Annotated in this window: 15 protein-coding genes; 7 read left to right on the top strand and 8 right to left on the bottom strand. The window is 68.0% G+C overall.

The features are described 5' to 3' along the window. Nucleotides 1-19: 19 nt before the first annotated feature. The 3 genes from recQ to WDC82_RS17785 all read left to right on the top strand — a co-directional run bounded on the left by recQ (nt 20) and on the right by WDC82_RS17785 (nt 3379). Nucleotides 20-1846 (top strand): DNA helicase RecQ, encoded by a 1827-nt coding sequence (gene recQ, locus WDC82_RS17795; protein ID WP_340118721.1) that lies wholly within the window; start codon nt 20-22, stop codon nt 1844-1846. Nucleotides 1847-2082: 236 nt separating this feature from the next. Continuing rightward, complete coding sequence (locus WDC82_RS17790) at nt 2083-2370, top strand: hypothetical protein (protein ID WP_340118720.1); 288 nt, start codon at nt 2083-2085, stop codon at nt 2368-2370. Between the two features lie 124 nt (nt 2371-2494). Then, nucleotides 2495-3379, top strand: a complete 885-nt coding sequence (locus WDC82_RS17785) for an ABC transporter substrate-binding protein (protein ID WP_340118719.1) — start codon at nt 2495-2497, stop codon at nt 3377-3379. A gap of 154 nt (nt 3380-3533) precedes the next feature. Here WDC82_RS17785 and WDC82_RS17780 read toward each other — a convergent pair whose 3' ends face one another. Genes WDC82_RS17780 through WDC82_RS17770 form a run of 3 tightly spaced genes read right to left on the bottom strand, consistent with a single transcriptional unit; the run spans nt 3534 to nt 5992 of the window. Then, nucleotides 3534-4229, bottom strand: a complete 696-nt coding sequence (locus WDC82_RS17780; protein WP_340118718.1) for an aspartate/glutamate racemase family protein — start codon at nt 4227-4229, stop codon at nt 3534-3536. A 29-nt stretch (nt 4230-4258) separates the two neighbouring features. After that, complete coding sequence (locus WDC82_RS17775) at nt 4259-4831, bottom strand: suppressor of fused domain protein (protein ID WP_340118717.1); 573 nt, start codon at nt 4829-4831, stop codon at nt 4259-4261. A 15-nt stretch (nt 4832-4846) separates the two neighbouring features. Further along, complete coding sequence (locus tag WDC82_RS17770; RefSeq protein ID WP_340118716.1) at nt 4847-5992, bottom strand: aminotransferase class V-fold PLP-dependent enzyme; 1146 nt, start codon at nt 5990-5992, stop codon at nt 4847-4849. Nucleotides 5993-6268: 276 nt separating this feature from the next. On the opposite strand from WDC82_RS17770, the gene WDC82_RS17765 reads away from it, so the two are divergent. Beyond that, a complete protein-coding gene (locus tag WDC82_RS17765) occupies nt 6269-7087 on the top strand; it encodes a PEP-CTERM sorting domain-containing protein (RefSeq protein ID WP_340118715.1) in 819 nt (272 codons plus the stop codon). Nucleotides 7088-7153: 66 nt separating this feature from the next. Here WDC82_RS17765 and WDC82_RS17760 read toward each other — a convergent pair whose 3' ends face one another. The 3 genes from WDC82_RS17760 to WDC82_RS17750 all read right to left on the bottom strand — a co-directional run bounded on the left by WDC82_RS17760 (nt 7154) and on the right by WDC82_RS17750 (nt 9491). After that, nucleotides 7154-7804: a PEP-CTERM sorting domain-containing protein gene (locus WDC82_RS17760; RefSeq protein WP_340118714.1), complete on the bottom strand. Its 651-nt coding sequence runs from the start codon at nt 7802-7804 to the stop codon at nt 7154-7156. A gap of 284 nt (nt 7805-8088) precedes the next feature. Beyond that, entirely contained in the window at nt 8089-8769 is a 681-nt protein-coding gene (locus WDC82_RS17755) for a PEP-CTERM sorting domain-containing protein (RefSeq protein ID WP_340118713.1), read from the bottom strand. Continuing rightward, nucleotides 8766-9491 (bottom strand): PEP-CTERM sorting domain-containing protein, encoded by a 726-nt coding sequence (locus tag WDC82_RS17750; protein WP_340118712.1) that lies wholly within the window; start codon nt 9489-9491, stop codon nt 8766-8768. The genes WDC82_RS17755 and WDC82_RS17750 overlap by 4 nt, the downstream gene beginning before the upstream one ends. Nucleotides 9492-9776: 285 nt before the next feature. Here WDC82_RS17750 and WDC82_RS17745 point away from each other — a divergent pair, with 285 nt between their 5' ends. Further along, nucleotides 9777-10583, top strand: coding sequence for a class I SAM-dependent methyltransferase (locus WDC82_RS17745; RefSeq protein ID WP_340118711.1), 807 nt, complete (start codon nt 9777-9779; stop codon nt 10581-10583). A 139-nt stretch (nt 10584-10722) separates the two neighbouring features. On the opposite strand, the gene WDC82_RS17740 is transcribed toward WDC82_RS17745, so the two are convergent. Next, nucleotides 10723-11553, bottom strand: a complete 831-nt coding sequence (locus WDC82_RS17740) for a PEP-CTERM sorting domain-containing protein (protein WP_340118710.1) — start codon at nt 11551-11553, stop codon at nt 10723-10725. A gap of 273 nt (nt 11554-11826) precedes the next feature. Beyond that, nucleotides 11827-12045 (bottom strand): DUF2934 domain-containing protein, encoded by a 219-nt coding sequence (locus WDC82_RS17735; protein ID WP_340118709.1) that lies wholly within the window; start codon nt 12043-12045, stop codon nt 11827-11829. A 193-nt stretch (nt 12046-12238) separates the two neighbouring features. On the opposite strand from WDC82_RS17735, the gene WDC82_RS17730 reads away from it, so the two are divergent. Continuing rightward, nucleotides 12239-12691 (top strand): hypothetical protein, encoded by a 453-nt coding sequence (locus WDC82_RS17730; protein ID WP_340118708.1) that lies wholly within the window; start codon nt 12239-12241, stop codon nt 12689-12691. Nucleotides 12692-12964: 273 nt separating this feature from the next. After that, on the top strand, nt 12965-13426 hold the full coding sequence (locus tag WDC82_RS17725; protein ID WP_340118707.1) for a hypothetical protein: 462 nt from the start codon (nt 12965-12967) through the stop codon (nt 13424-13426). The last annotated feature ends 9 nt before the right edge of the window (nt 13427-13435 follow it).

The following is a 13435-nucleotide window of genomic DNA, read 5'->3' as shown; positions in this document are numbered from 1 at the left end:
GGCATGGCAGAAACAGCCCATGTCCCTCCCCGCGCCGTCCCTGCCCCCCGATTCCCCCGCCTACCGTATCCTGAAAGAGGTTTTCGGCTACGACAGCTTCCGGCCGGGCCAGGAGCCGGTCATCGCCTCGATCCTGGAGGGCCGCAGCGTCCTTACCGTGATGCCGACCGGCGCCGGCAAGTCGCTCTGCTTCCAGCTGCCGGGGCTGGTGAAGCAGGGCCTGACCCTGGTGGTCTCGCCGCTGGTCGCTCTCATGGAGGACCAGGTGGCGGCCCTGAAGCTGGACGGCGTCGCCGCCGAGACCATCAACTCCTCGCGCGACCGCGCGACCAACGTGGCGGCCTGGCGCCGCGCCGCCGGCGGCGAACTGCGCCTGCTCTACATCTCGCCCGAGCGCCTGATGACCGAGCGCATGCTGGCCGCCCTGGCGCGCCTGCCGCTGGCGCTCATCGCCATCGACGAGGCGCACTGCATCTCGCGCTGGGGCCCCTCGTTCCGCCCGGAGTACGAGGCGCTCGCCCGCCTGCCGCAGGTCTTCCCCGGCGTGCCGCTGGCCGCCTTCACCGCCACCGCCGACGAGGCGACGCGCCAGGACATCGCGGCGAAGCTGTTCCCGCAAGGCGGCCGCAGCTTCGTCACCGGCTTCGATCGTCCGAACATCAGCCTCGCCGTCGCGCTGCGCAACGACTGGAAGCGCCAGCTGCTCGACTACGTGAAGGCGAGGCCCGGCGAGAGCGGCATCGTCTACTGCCTGTCGCGCCGCAAGACCGAGGAAGCCGCCGCCCTGCTGGTGCAGAACGGAATCCGCGCCCTGCCCTACCACGCCGGCCTGGACAGCGCGACGCGCGCCGCCAACCAGAATGTCTTCATGACGGAAGCCGGCGTCGTCATGGCGGCGACCATCGCCTTCGGCATGGGCATCGACAAGCCGGACGTGCGCTACGTCTTCCACGCCAACCTGCCCTCGAACATGGAAGCCTACTATCAGGAGCTCGGCCGCGCCGGACGCGACGGCCGCTCCGCCGAGGCCTTCATGCTCTACGGCCTGGACGACATCCGCCAGCGCCGCATGTTCATTGAGCAGGATGAGGGCGGTGATGAGGATCACAAACGCCGCGAGCACAAGCGCCTCGACGCCCTGGTCGCCTACTGCGAGACGCCGCAGTGCCGCCGCCAGGTGCTGCTGTCGTATTTCGGCGAAAGCAAGGTCCCTTGCGGCAATTGCGACGTCTGCCTCGATCCGCCGGTCACCGAGGATGGCTTCGAGCAGGCGCGCAACGCGCTGGACGCTGTCGCCCTCACCGGCGAGCGCTTCGGCGCCGCCCACATCGTCGACATCCTCTGCGGCGCCGACACCGAAAGAATCCGCACTCTGCGCCACGACCGCCTCGCGGCCCACGGCCGCGGCCGCGGCGAGACCAAGGAGACCTGGCGCTCCATCCTGCGCCAGCTCGTGGCCTCCGGCTTTCTGAGACTCGACATCACCGGCCACGGCGGCCTCAGCCTCACCGAAGCCGGTGCCGCCCTGTTGCAGGGCCACGGCAGCTTCCGCTTCCGCCGCGATGCCGGCAGGAAAGCCACCGCACGGACCCGCAAAGCGCAGGCGGCCGCCGAGCTCACCGGCGCCGAGGGCGAACTGCTCATCGCCTTGAAGGAACTGCGCCTCTCCGTCGCCAAGGAGCGCGGCGTGCCCGCCTATGTTATCTTCGGCGACCGATCTCTCGTCGAGATGGCACGCTTGAAGCCTGCCGATCGTATCGATTTCGCCCGCGTCTTCGGCGTCGGCGAAGCCAAGCTGCGCGACTTCGCCGAGCCCTTCCTGCAAAGGATTGCGCAGTTTCGCTGAAGGTCAGGCGACTCTGCCAAGCACTCGTTTGACACGAAAAATTGCGCCGTCCCCTTCGCCTCTTCTCGTTGAAGCGGGCCGCAAAGTTGTATCTGTACGTAAAGAGTTGAACTTTTAAGGCGAGTGACGCGTTGAAAGCCGGACATTTAATGTCGGCAAACACCAAAGTTGATCCTTGAAGTTTTCAAGTTCACACGCAATAACGCACACCCGTCTAAAAATTCAGAGGTCCTTCAATGGCCAAGAAATCGCCGAAAGTTGATGAAAAATCCCTGACCAAGGGTGAATTGCGCAAGCTGAACGCACTGCGCAAGTCGATCGGGCCGGAGCTTGCCGACGACGCCTTTGCCAAGTGGTACGCGCAGCAGGACAGGTCTAACGGCAGCGAAGATCCCAATGTCGAACTCATCGCGGCTGCGCTCGATCCGCTGATCGACAAGGTCCGCATCCCGCGTGGCAGCGCCTATGCGGTGCGCCGCGGCCGCGGCCGCTTCATTGTCGAACCGATCGAACTGAAAGACTGATTGCCGCGCAGCACACGGCCGGCCTGGGTTATCTCCGGCCCCACCGCTTGAATTGGAACCATCGTCGCGCCTACCCTGACAGCAGCGCCCGCCAGCAAGGCGGGCAATGAACGGGGGATGTGCCGTGGAAAAGATATCGATCCAGTTCACCCTGTTCTCCGCCTTCTACTCGCCGCTGATCTCCACCATGTCCGGCGGCTTTTTGAAGGCGGAGGGCCTGGCCCCGGATTGGTCGGTGTCGCCGCCCGGCGTTTCCGCGATCGAGGCGCTGCAGAACGGCACGGCGCATGTGGTGCAGTCGGCGCTCAGTCAGGCCTTCACCCCGCTGAACGAAGGCCGCAGACCGCCGGCCGTGCATTTCGCGCAGGTGAACGAGATGGACGGCTTCTTCCTCACCGGGCGCGACGCCGACCCGGATTTCTCCTGGAAGAAGTTGGAAGGCGCCGAGGTGGTGATGTTCAAGGGCGGCCAGCCGCGCGCCATGTTCCGCTACGCCTGCCACAAGGCCGGCATCGACTTCGACAGGATCACGCCGATCACCCCGGGCGGCGCCGCCGAGATCGACAAGGCCTTCCGCGACGGCCAGGGCGCCTACGTGCAGCAGCAGGGTCCCTTCCCGCAGCAGCTGGAGGCCGACGGCATCGGCCGCATCGTGGCGCAGGTCGGCAAGCAGATCGGTCCCTGCGGTTTTTCCAGCCTGGCGGCGACGCGCGCGTGGCTGCAGACCGATATGGCCAAGGCCTTCGTGCGCGCCTACGGGAAGACCCGCGCCTACCTGAACGAGACGCCGGCCGCCGAGATCGCCAAGGCGGAAAAACCCTTCTTCCCGAAGATCGGTGAGGCGGTGCTGGCCGACTGCATCGCGACCTACCAGCGGCTCTGCTGCTGGACGCCGCACGTGGAGATCACCAGGCCGGCCTACGAGGCGACCCTCGACGTCTTCGCATACAACGGCCTCATCAAAGAGCGCTTCCCCTACGACGCCGTCTGCGCCGCCCCGCCGGCGTAAGCCCCTCAGCCGGCAGCAAGCTGCCACTTCACCCCCTTCCCTGCCTTCCCCCATCAAGGGGGAAGGGGAACAAACTGAGCTGCCGCAACAAGCAATCCCCTCCCCCTGGATGGGGGAGGGTTAGGGTGGGGGTGGCGCTCGATGACCGCGCCTTTCACGCTCCCAGCGCGAAGTCCAGCGCCGCGCGGGCGTGCAGCTCGGTGGTGTCGAAGGACGGGATGTCGAAATCCTCGGCCGAGACCAGCAGATCGATCTCGGTGCAGCCGAAAATGACGCTGTCGGCGCCGTCCGCCACGGCCTGTTGCACGATCGCCAGGTAGCGCGCCTTGGACGGCGCCGAGACGATGCCCTGACAGAGTTCGTCGTAGATGATGTCGTGCACCAGCTTGCGGCCCGCGGCATCGGGCACCCGCACGTCGATGCCGTGCTTCGCCTTCAGGCGCCCTTTGTAGAAGTCCTGCTCCATGGTGTAGCCGGTCGCCAGCAGCAGCGGCGCCTTCACACCCGCCGCCTTCACCGCCGAGGCCGTGGCATCGGCGATGTGAATCAGCGGCAGGCCCGCCGCCGCTTCGACGGCCTCGGCCATCTTGTGCATGGTGTTGGTGCAGATCACGATGCAGTCGGCGCCGCCGCGCGCCACCGCCGCGGCCGCCGCCGTCATGCGCGCGGTCGCCGCTTCCCAGTCGCCGGCGGCCTGCAGCGCCTCGATCTCCGCGAAGTCGAAGGACCACAGCAGCAGCTCGGCCGAGTGCAGCCCGCCCAGGCGCTCGCGCGCCATGCGGTTCAGCAGCTGGTAGTAGACGACGGTGCTCTCCCAGCTCATGCCGCCGATGAGCCCGATGGTCTTCATGCCCTCTCCTTAGTCAGCCGGCCCCGCCGTTACAGCTTGGTGATTCCTGGCCGGGTCACGCTAAAGGGGTCGAAATTTTCGTGATGCCAGAAGGCCTTGAGGCCCTCAGCCCTGATAACCTTAACTTCGGGGGGATAGATCGGATACATTCCCGCGAGGCTCAAAGTTTGCGGACCGCCCACGTCAATATTCAGGAAATCCTCACGTTCCAGAATGGATGGCGCGAAAACAAAGAACGCTGCCATCTCCGATTCCGGTGAAATGGGCTCACCGAAGTTGATGACATCGCCGTAGGCGAACGGGCAATCTCCCCGCAGTTGGTTGGCCAGTTCGCCAACCGCCAGCGGCCAGCGAGTGTCGGTCGACTCCACCGAGATGATCAGTTCCGGCCGGCCAAGGCGCCACTCCGGATGCTGTACCTCCGACAGGCCGTAGGTAACCCCGGTAATGTAACCGGGTTCCGGGACGTCGTCGTAGACCATGACCGCCACCTTCGGGGCACCTGGGATCAGGGAGTCGAAGGGGTAAAACTTTGGCTCACGCCCGAAGATGCCGTCGAGCCGTGCGAGAAACCGCTTCAGTCGGTCTTTTGATGTCGTCATCGCCGGCGCCGGAAGCTACCGCACGTTCGCGGTGCCGACCACCTTGTCGAGCGCCTTTGCCAGGTTCTGCACGGTGCGCTCGACGTTGTGCAGCTTGTCGAGGCCGAAGAGGCCGACGCGGAAGGTCTGGAAGTCGTTGGGCTCGTCGCACATCAGCGGCACGCCGGCCGCGGTCTGCAGGCCCTCGGCGGCGAACTTGGCGCCGGTCTTGATGCCCGGGTCGTCGGTGTAGCAGACGACGACGCCCGGCGCCTCGAAGCCCTCGGCGGCGACCGACTTGAAGCCGCGCGCGGCCAGCAGCTGGCGCACCTTCTGCCCCAGTTCCTCCTGCTCGGCCTTCACCTTGGCAAAGCCGTAGGCTTCCGTCTCCTTCATGGCGTCGCGGAAGCCGCGCAGGGCATCGGTCGGCATGGTGGCATGATAGGCGTGGCCGCCTTTCTCATACACTTCCATGATTTCCAGCCACTTCTTCAGATCGCAGGCGAAGGAAGAACTGGCGGATTCCTTCACCGCGGCGACCGCCCGCCCGCTCAGCATGACCAGGCCACTGCAGGGCGAGGCGCTCCAGCCCTTCTGCGGCGCGGAGATCAGCACGTCGACGCCGGTCGCCTGCATGTCGACCCAGATGGTGCCCGAGGCGATGCAGTCCAGCACGAAGAGGCCGCCCGCCTTGTGGGTCGCCTCCGCGATGGCCGCGAGGTAGCCGTCGGGCAGGATCATGCCGGCGGCCGTCTCCACGTGGGGCGCGAAGACCACGGCCGGCTTCTGCTTTTCGATGACCGCCACGGCCTCCTCCAGCGGCACCGGCTGGAAAGCCTGCTGGTGACCGGGCGATACCGGCCGCGCCTTCAGGACGATCTCCTGGGCCGGGATCCTGCCGGCCTCGAAGATCTGCGACCAGCGGTAGGAGAACCAGCCGTTGCGGATCACCAGCACCTTCTTGTCCGTGGCCAGCTGGCGCGCCACCGCCTCCATGGCGTAGGTGCCGCCGCCCGGCACCACGGCCACGCCTTCGGCTTTGTATGCCGCTTTCAGAGTGCTTGAGATATCCCGCATAACACCCTGGAAAGCCTGAGACATATGGTTCAGGGCGCGGTCGGTGAAAACCACGGAGTATTCAAGCAGCCCATCGGGATCGACGGTCGGCAGCAGGGCGGTCATGGCGGCTCCGGTTGGATGGCACTCGGGGGGATTTGGAGGCCGCACCTTAGCGGAATATCCCTCGAGGGGAAGGCTGGAAATTCGTCGCAGGCGCGCCCGGCTCGCCCGCCACCCCCGGCGGAAACGTCCCGATGCGCGAATTTCGGACAATCTTGCGCGGATTTCGGACAAACCCGGATTTGCCGTTCAGCGCGCCCGCCGCAGCGGTTCTACTCGGCCCTGACGGGGGGCACGGCATCACCCGGAGAGAACCGACTTATCAAGGGGAACCGAGGCATGAAAATTCTGAAAGCATCCGGCCCGGCGCTCCGGCTCGCCCTGGCGCCCGCCGTCTTCGCGCCTTTCTTCCTCGCGTCCTCTGCCGCCGGCGCCGCGGTCATCTTCACGGACGTCTACATGGACAGCAACGCGACGATCTACGGCCCCTCCGGCGATTCCGACAGAAAGGTCTATCGGGATCCAACGATGCCCGCGCAGACGACCCTGACCGGGTCGGTCGATGACGCTTCCGCGGAACTCCAGGTCAGCTTTCAGCAAAGCGGCCCTGTGGCCAGCCTGTCCTACGCCTTCGATCACCGCTATGCCGGCGACAACGCCGCGTTCCTCTACGGCGGCACCGACTCCACCCTCTTCTCGGTCGACGTCGACAGCACCTACAGCATCTCGGGCCAGTACCAGGTTACCGGTGTCGGGGAGCCGGAATGGGTTGCCTTCACCGTGGGGCTCTTCGACTACACCACCGACGTGTCACTGGTGTACAGCGATCACTACACCGAAAATGCGCTGAACCAGAGTTTCACGTTCGGCGTGCTGGGCGACGGAACGGATGAATCCTTCGAGGGTTCGCTGAGCGGCATTCTGCTGGCCGGCCACGTGTACCAAATCTATCTCGCCGCAATGACCGCGACCGGCGCCACCACCGGCACCACGGCGACGGCCAACACCCTCTTCACGATCACGGATATCTCCGTCACGGCCGTGCCGGAGCCGGCCAGCCTCGCCCTCTTCGGGTTCGGCCTCGCCGGCCTCGGCGCCGCCGCCACGCGGCGCCGGCGCGCCGGCCCCCACCGCAGCAACGGCTCACCCCCATCCTGACCCTCCTCCACCAAGAGCGGTGCCCGAGAGCGGTGGCGAGTCCGTTGCCCGAGAGCGAGGACCGTGTCAGCCGCGCCGGCGGCGCCGCAGGACGCCCAGCCCTGCCAGCCCGGCCGCGAAGAGGCCCAGCGTCGCCGGCTCCGCCACCTCGGTGACGGCGGCCAGGGGGTCGACCAGGCTGTTGATCCACGCGCCGTGCAGCGGGTCCAAGTCGACCTGAGTCTGGTAGCTGGTGTAGCCGATCACCGTCAGATCCGACGCCAGCGGCGTCCTCGTCAGCAGGGTGCCGACGATCCAGCCGTTCGGGTTGGCGACGATGCAGGCCCCCAGCGGGCAGAGGCCGTCGTAAAAGCCGATCCAGCTCCGCCCGACGGCCGCGGTGCCGTCCGCGAAGATCGCCGGCCGGAATTGTTCCCTTCCGATGATCTCGTCCAGCGGCACGCCGCCCAGCGAGATCTGGCCGTTCAGCGCCTGCAGCTGCTGGTAGGAGGCGTATTGCCAGTCCGTGTTGGCGGCGACATAGGCGTCGATCTCCGCCTTCGACTGGTTCACGAAGGCGGCCGGGTCCCACCAGTAGAGCCCGGTCTCGGTATCGTAGAAGTATTCGCCGCCGGTGCCGTGGTTCATCAGCACCGCCTGGGCCGGCGTGGCCAGCGGCACGGCCGCGACCGTCAGCGCGGCGCCGAGCGCCAGCGCCGTCAAACAATTCTTCAGCATGGGTTGATGCCCTCCCCGTTTGTTCCCGGCGGGAAGCTGCGCCAGCGCCGGCCCTGGCGCAACCGCAGATTATGCATCGAAGTCCTTGATCACGCATTCGTTACACGCCGTGAACGGCACGACGCGCCGCGCCCTGTTCTACCGGCGCGTTCGGCAGCGCCGGTGCGTCAGCGCCGCAGCTGACGCCGGCGCAGCGGCCCCGCGCCCCCAAAACCTGCCAAACCCGCCAGGGCCGCCGGCCTCGGCGCCGCCGCCACGCGGCGCCGGCGCGGCGCTTCGAAGTCCTAGGCCCCCGCGGCCCCCGCGGCCCCCGCGATACCGCGCCGCCGCCTCACCCAGACCAGTCCCGCCAGCCCGGCGCCGAACAGCGCCAGCGACGCCGGTTCCGGCACGCGGGTCGGATTGTTCTCGAGGGCAAAGAACAGCGTAAGTCCCTGCAGGGAGTCGCCTGCCGCGTTGCGCGAGACCGACGTGCCGCCGGCTTCGCCAGCCCAGGCCCAACCGGACGGTGGCGCCCCGATGTCTTTGATCGACAACCAGTAGAGGGTGTCCGCGGCGAGGGAGACGGCGCTGCCGAGCTCGGCCGTGAAGTGAATGATGAACGGCAGCACGCTGTCGGGCGCGCCGCCCGGGTTGACCGTGAACTCGAACAGCGGCGCTGCGGCCGGGCCGCCCCCGGCGAAGGCGGCGGGATCGTTGGCGTAAAAGCCGATCCGGAACGGCGACGTCGAGGCGTTGCCGCTCCAGGACACCGCGTTCACCTCGGCCGGCGCCGCGAGCGTGAAATCGTCGAAGGCCGTGAGAGCGCCCTTGCTTTCCGATCCGCTTCCCTTGGGGGTGCCGATCGTCGGCGACTGGTAGACTACCACCGCCCGCGCCTCGGCGGCGAGCACCAGCGACAACGGCACGGACAATCCCAGCGCCAGCGCCGCCGACGACACGACGGTCTTCAACATCCTTGTCATGATTTTCCGTTTCCAGTTTTCCGACGCCGCCGCATCCATCCCAGCCACGGACCGAGCAGTGCCAGCCCGGCGCCGAACAGCGCCAGCGACGCGGGCTCGGGCACCGTCGTCAGCGGGTCGTCGGTCAGCGTAAAGAGCGTTTCGAAGCTCGCCTCGGACCAGACCAATGCGGAGCTGCGCTGGGCCAGGCTGCCGCCGAAGGGAGCCGACCAGGCCCAGGCCAGGGCGGAACCCAAGGGGGTGTCGTTCACGATCGACAGCCAGTAGGTGGTGTCCGCCAGGAGCGACAGCGGCGCGGCGAGTTCGATGGCATAGGCATAGACGTCGTGGGGTGTGCCGACCACGGTGTCGATACCGGTATCGGTGCGGCCGACGGCGTTCCCGACGGCGAATTCGTAGGACGGCGCGGCCGCCGGTTCGCCCGAGCTGTCGGCGAAGAGGCGGATCGTGAAGGCATCGGCGGCCGGCGGCGTCCCGCCCGGCCCGTTGTACAGCCCCCACCATTGGATCCCGGTGATCGTGGCGACACCCGGCTGCAGCGTGAAATCGTTGGCCACCTCGTTCGGCAGGGAAAAGTCGCTCGCAACCCCGCCGAACGCCACCGAGCCGCTCTGCTGGAAGATCACTGCGGCGCCGGCGCCCGATGCCGGCAGCAGCGGCAGCACCAGCCCCGCGCAGAGCACGGCGGCGTGGTGGGCGCCGCGCAAGAATCTTCGATGCATGTTCCCCCTCCTTCGTCTCTTGATGCCCGCAACGGCATGGCCTGCGGACCCGGATCCGGTTCCCCCCGGGGGCAAGCTCTCAGAGTAGTGGCGGCTTCGCAGGGCGATTTGAACGGCGATTCCGGGTTTGTCCGAAATCCGCGCAAGTTTGTCCGAAATTCGGGCAGCGGCCGTGCGCCGGCGGACCGGCGGCCTTCCCCGCGCCTTCCCCCGCCGCCCTCCCCCGGAAGTGCAATGGGCCGCGCGCGCCGGCGGAGGTAGCGTCATACGTCAGGGAGAACCGCAATGGCTGAAGCATCCCGTCACGACGCCTGGCAGGCCGGTGCCAGCTACGAGGCCTACATGGGGCGCTGGAGCCGCCTGTTGGCACCGCGTTTCCTCGCCTGGCTGGGGGCCGCGCCGGCGCTCGACTGGCTCGAGGTCGGCTGCGGCACCGGCGCGCTGTCCACCGCCATCCTCGCCGAGGCGGCGCCGCGCGGCCTTGTCGCCGTCGACGCCTCCGAAGGCTTCCTCGCCAAAGCCCGCGCGGAGTTGCCCGACGTGCGCGCCGAGTTCCGCCAGGGCGATGCCCAGGACCTGCCGGTGGAAAGCGGCGGCCGCGACGTCGCCGTCGCCGGCCTGGTGCTGAACTTCCTGCCCGACCGGGTGAAGGCGCTGCAGGAGATGCGGCGCGCGCTGCGCCCGGGCGGCCTGTTGGGCGTCTACGTCTGGGATTATCCCGGCGGCGGCATGCAGATGATGCGCGCCTTCTGGGACGCCGCCGCGGCGCTCGACCCCGCCGCGGAAGACCTCAGGGAAGCCCGGCGCTTTCCCTTCTGCACGCCCGACGGCCTGACGGCGCTGGCGGCCGAGGCCGGGCTCGGCCCGGTCGAGGTCGCCGCGCTCGGCGTGCCGACGGTGTTCCGCGACTTCGACGACTACTGGCGCCCCTTCACGCTGGGCGCCGGGCCGGCACCCGGCTATTGCACCAGCCTTTCCGACGCGCACCGCGAGCGCCTGCGCCGGCGCCTGGCGGAGACCCTGCCGCGCCGTCCCGACGGCTCGATCGCGCTGTCGGCGCGCGCCTGGGCGGTCAGGGCGCGTCCGGCCTGACCGCGCGGGCTTTCGAAAGAAAACGGCGGCCCCCTCCCGCGGGCCGCCGTTTGCGAGCGACGCTCTCTCCTCGAAGCGCGCGCTCTCTGCTACCGCGCCTTCGACCAGGCGCGAAGCCGCCTTCAGGTCTTGGCGCCCTTCAGGTCTTGGCGAAAGCCCCCCGCTTGCGCGCGAGCACGCCGGGACGCGCGAAGAACGCCAGCCCCGCCAGGGCCAGGCCGAACAGCGCCAGGCTTGCCGGCTCCGGCACCGCGGTGGCGCTGACCGCCGCGTTGGCGACGATGTAGCCGTCGTCGCCGGAGACGTAGTTGGCGAGCGTGTCGCCGAACACCCAGTTCACGCCGTAGGCGACGTTGGTGCCCAGCGCGCGCGGCGCGCCGCTGCCGACGTCCTTGCTCGCATCGGCGATGTAGCTGGGCGGCGGCGGCGCGATCGTGTAGTCGGCGAAGGCGGAGAAGTCGTCGTACTGGATGTAGGCGCCGTTCAGCGTCCCGCCGCTCGGCAGCCAGCCCGTGTCCTCCTGGTCGAACTCGTAGACCTTCACCGACTTGTCGGCGAGGTCGGCGTAGCTGAGGTCGTAGCCGTCGTTATAGAGCGGCTGGAACTCGGGGTTGGACGGCTCGTTGGCCAGCACCGCGTAGCGGCCGGCGCCGTCGGTGATCCAGATGTTGAGGTAGGGCGCCACCGCCGGGCCGCTGCCGGCGGTGAAGCGCGTCTCGTCGTCCAGCCGGTCGATCTTCAGGCCGGAGATGCTGCCGACCGTCGACCCGTTGATGTCGTTGGAGCCGAGCGCCGCCTTCTCGCCGCCCTCGTCGATGATGATCTCGGTCTGCCCGCCGCCCTCGATGATGTCCGGATTGCCGCGGATCTCGTAGTTGACGAAGCCGGCGCTCGCCGGGCCGGCTGCGAGCAGAACGATGGCGGCAGCGCCCACTGCGGGTGCGGCCAATGCACGACGAAGATTTCCCATACGGTACTCCCCCTGTTTTTCCCCCACGGCCGGTCGTTTGCCCCGGCCGCCCGGATGTTTCCTACCCCCAAAGAGCAAGAACCGCGCCACCCCTGCCTGTATCGTTTTGTCTCAGGAACTTAGGTTAATAATCTACCGGCGGTTTGATCCACCGCTGTAAAGCAGCCCGACGATTTGGGGGCGGCCGCCTCCCCCGGCTGTAAAACCAGCCGACAGTTTCAATCGGCCCAAATTCAATTGGCGCGCGGAGTGCTGCGGACGTCCCCGGCGGCGTCACTCGCCGTCGCGGCGCGGCGGCGGCGCGGCCACCTGCTCCGGCGTCGCCGTCGCGCCGTGCGGGTTGCACTCGATGGCGAGGTCTTCGCGCGCCTTTTCCATGTACTCGGCCTCGCGCCCGGTCGGCCGTCCGTCGCTCTCCCAGAGCTGGCGGGCGCGGTCGCGCAGACGCTGCTGATACTGCGCATTATTGCTGGTGGGGTTGCTCGCGGGCATGGGCTGGGCTCCCTTGTCGATTGCGGGTGTCGATGGCGGGTGTCGATTGCGGGCCTCTGCGGCTCTCCTGCGGAAAACCCGCCCGGCCGCGCCCCGGTTCCCCGGCTCACGTTCCTCTTTCAAGGAACCGCGCCTCGGCGCCCCGCGTTTCCCTTTAGCAACACCAAGAACACCCAACGAAGGGAGATGCCCGATGACCCACCGAACCCTCCTCGCGGCGGGAACCGCGATCGCCCTGCTGGGCGGCCCGATGCTGAGCAGCGGCGCCTGGGCGGCCTGCGCCGACGAGACCCAGGCCCTGAATCAGCAGATCGTCGCCGCCGAGACCGGCGCGACCATGCAGGGCGACATGCCGGCCACCGAGCATCAACAGGAGGTAATGTCCGGCTCAGGCCAGACCGGTGACATGCCGGCCGGCGAAGCGCCGCCGATGGAGACCGCGGCCGGTGCCACTGGTACGGGCGGCACGGGTGACGTCGAGGCGACCTCGCCGCATCAGCGCCAGGTCGTCCGCAGCATCGACGAAGACGCCCGCACCGAGGCCGCCCAACTCCTCGCCGAGGCCGAGGATCTCGCCGCCGCCGGCGACGAGGCCGCCTGCATGACCAAGCTGGAAGAAGTCCGCGCGTTGCTGCCGGCCGAGTAAGCCCCGAACCTCAGAGCTTCCGCTTACCCCTGCCCTGAATCCCCTCCCCTCTCCTGAGGAGCCCCGAAGGGGCGTCTCGAAGGATGGGGGAGGGTTAGGGTGGGGGTGCCCCCTTTCCAGCGGCGAGCCGCCGACAGGACAGCCCTAAGCCCCACCCGAGGCAATCCCTCGCCCCTTGCACTATTCCCCGGTACCGCAACCCATAATGGGTGAAATTAACGTTTTTGGCTGCTACGCTGATCCCCAATACAACCAATAATACGGGGCATCGTCATGAAAAGACGGGGAGATTTCGCGCGGGGGGCGGCCGGGCACGCCACCGTTCAGCGTCCTGCCGCGCTCGCGCTCGCGGGCCTGGCGTTCGGGCTGGCGGCCTGTTCGTCCATCGTGCAGGGCACCGACCAGGAGGTCGGCATCAACACCAACCCGCCGGGCGCCTCCTGCATCCTGGAGCGCGAGGGCAAGAAGATCGGCGAGCTGGCCGCTTCGCCGGGCAGCGTGACGGTCAGCAAGACCAAGCACGACATCACCATCACCTGCGACAAGGAAGGCTACCAGACCGCGACCTACATCAACGACAGCGGCTGGGAGAGCGGCTCGGGCGCCGCCGGCATCGCCCTCGACGTCATCCTGACGCTGGGCATCAGCAGCGCCATCGATTCCGCCACCGGCGCCGACAACAAGTACGAAAGCCCGGTGAACATCACGATGGTCCCGGAACTGCCGGCGACGTAGCACGAAGCG

Origin of the sequence: Pelagibius sp. 7325 (assembly GCF_037652055.1) — a bacterium.
GTDB lineage: Bacteria > Pseudomonadota > Alphaproteobacteria > Kiloniellales > Kiloniellaceae > Pelagibius.
Note: the sequence above shows the minus strand (reverse complement) of the source record. Positions and strands in the feature narration are given on the sequence as shown.

What these genes read in the sequence shown, in the direction of transcription:
- recQ (WP_340118721.1), top strand. Translation starts at nt 20, where the DNA reads ATGTCCCTCCCCGCGCCGTCCCTGCCCCCCGATTCCCCCGCCTACCGT.
- WDC82_RS17735 (WP_340118709.1), bottom strand. Translation starts at nt 12,045, where the DNA reads ATGCCCGCGAGCAACCCCACCAGCAATAATGCGCAGTATCAGCAGCGT.
- WDC82_RS17770 (WP_340118716.1), bottom strand. Translation starts at nt 5,992, where the DNA reads ATGACCGCCCTGCTGCCGACCGTCGATCCCGATGGGCTGCTTGAATAC.
- WDC82_RS17755 (WP_340118713.1), bottom strand. Translation starts at nt 8,769, where the DNA reads ATGACAAGGATGTTGAAGACCGTCGTGTCGTCGGCGGCGCTGGCGCTG.
- WDC82_RS17760 (WP_340118714.1), bottom strand. Translation starts at nt 7,804, where the DNA reads ATGCTGAAGAATTGTTTGACGGCGCTGGCGCTCGGCGCCGCGCTGACG.
- WDC82_RS17765 (WP_340118715.1), top strand. Translation starts at nt 6,269, where the DNA reads ATGAAAATTCTGAAAGCATCCGGCCCGGCGCTCCGGCTCGCCCTGGCG.
- WDC82_RS17790 (WP_340118720.1), top strand. Translation starts at nt 2,083, where the DNA reads ATGGCCAAGAAATCGCCGAAAGTTGATGAAAAATCCCTGACCAAGGGT.
- WDC82_RS17780 (WP_340118718.1), bottom strand. Translation starts at nt 4,229, where the DNA reads ATGAAGACCATCGGGCTCATCGGCGGCATGAGCTGGGAGAGCACCGTC.
- WDC82_RS17745 (WP_340118711.1), top strand. Translation starts at nt 9,777, where the DNA reads ATGGCTGAAGCATCCCGTCACGACGCCTGGCAGGCCGGTGCCAGCTAC.
- WDC82_RS17775 (WP_340118717.1), bottom strand. Translation starts at nt 4,831, where the DNA reads ATGACGACATCAAAAGACCGACTGAAGCGGTTTCTCGCACGGCTCGAC.
- WDC82_RS17725 (WP_340118707.1), top strand. Translation starts at nt 12,965, where the DNA reads ATGAAAAGACGGGGAGATTTCGCGCGGGGGGCGGCCGGGCACGCCACC.
- WDC82_RS17730 (WP_340118708.1), top strand. Translation starts at nt 12,239, where the DNA reads ATGACCCACCGAACCCTCCTCGCGGCGGGAACCGCGATCGCCCTGCTG.
- WDC82_RS17750 (WP_340118712.1), bottom strand. Translation starts at nt 9,491, where the DNA reads ATGCATCGAAGATTCTTGCGCGGCGCCCACCACGCCGCCGTGCTCTGC.
- WDC82_RS17740 (WP_340118710.1), bottom strand. Translation starts at nt 11,553, where the DNA reads ATGGGAAATCTTCGTCGTGCATTGGCCGCACCCGCAGTGGGCGCTGCC.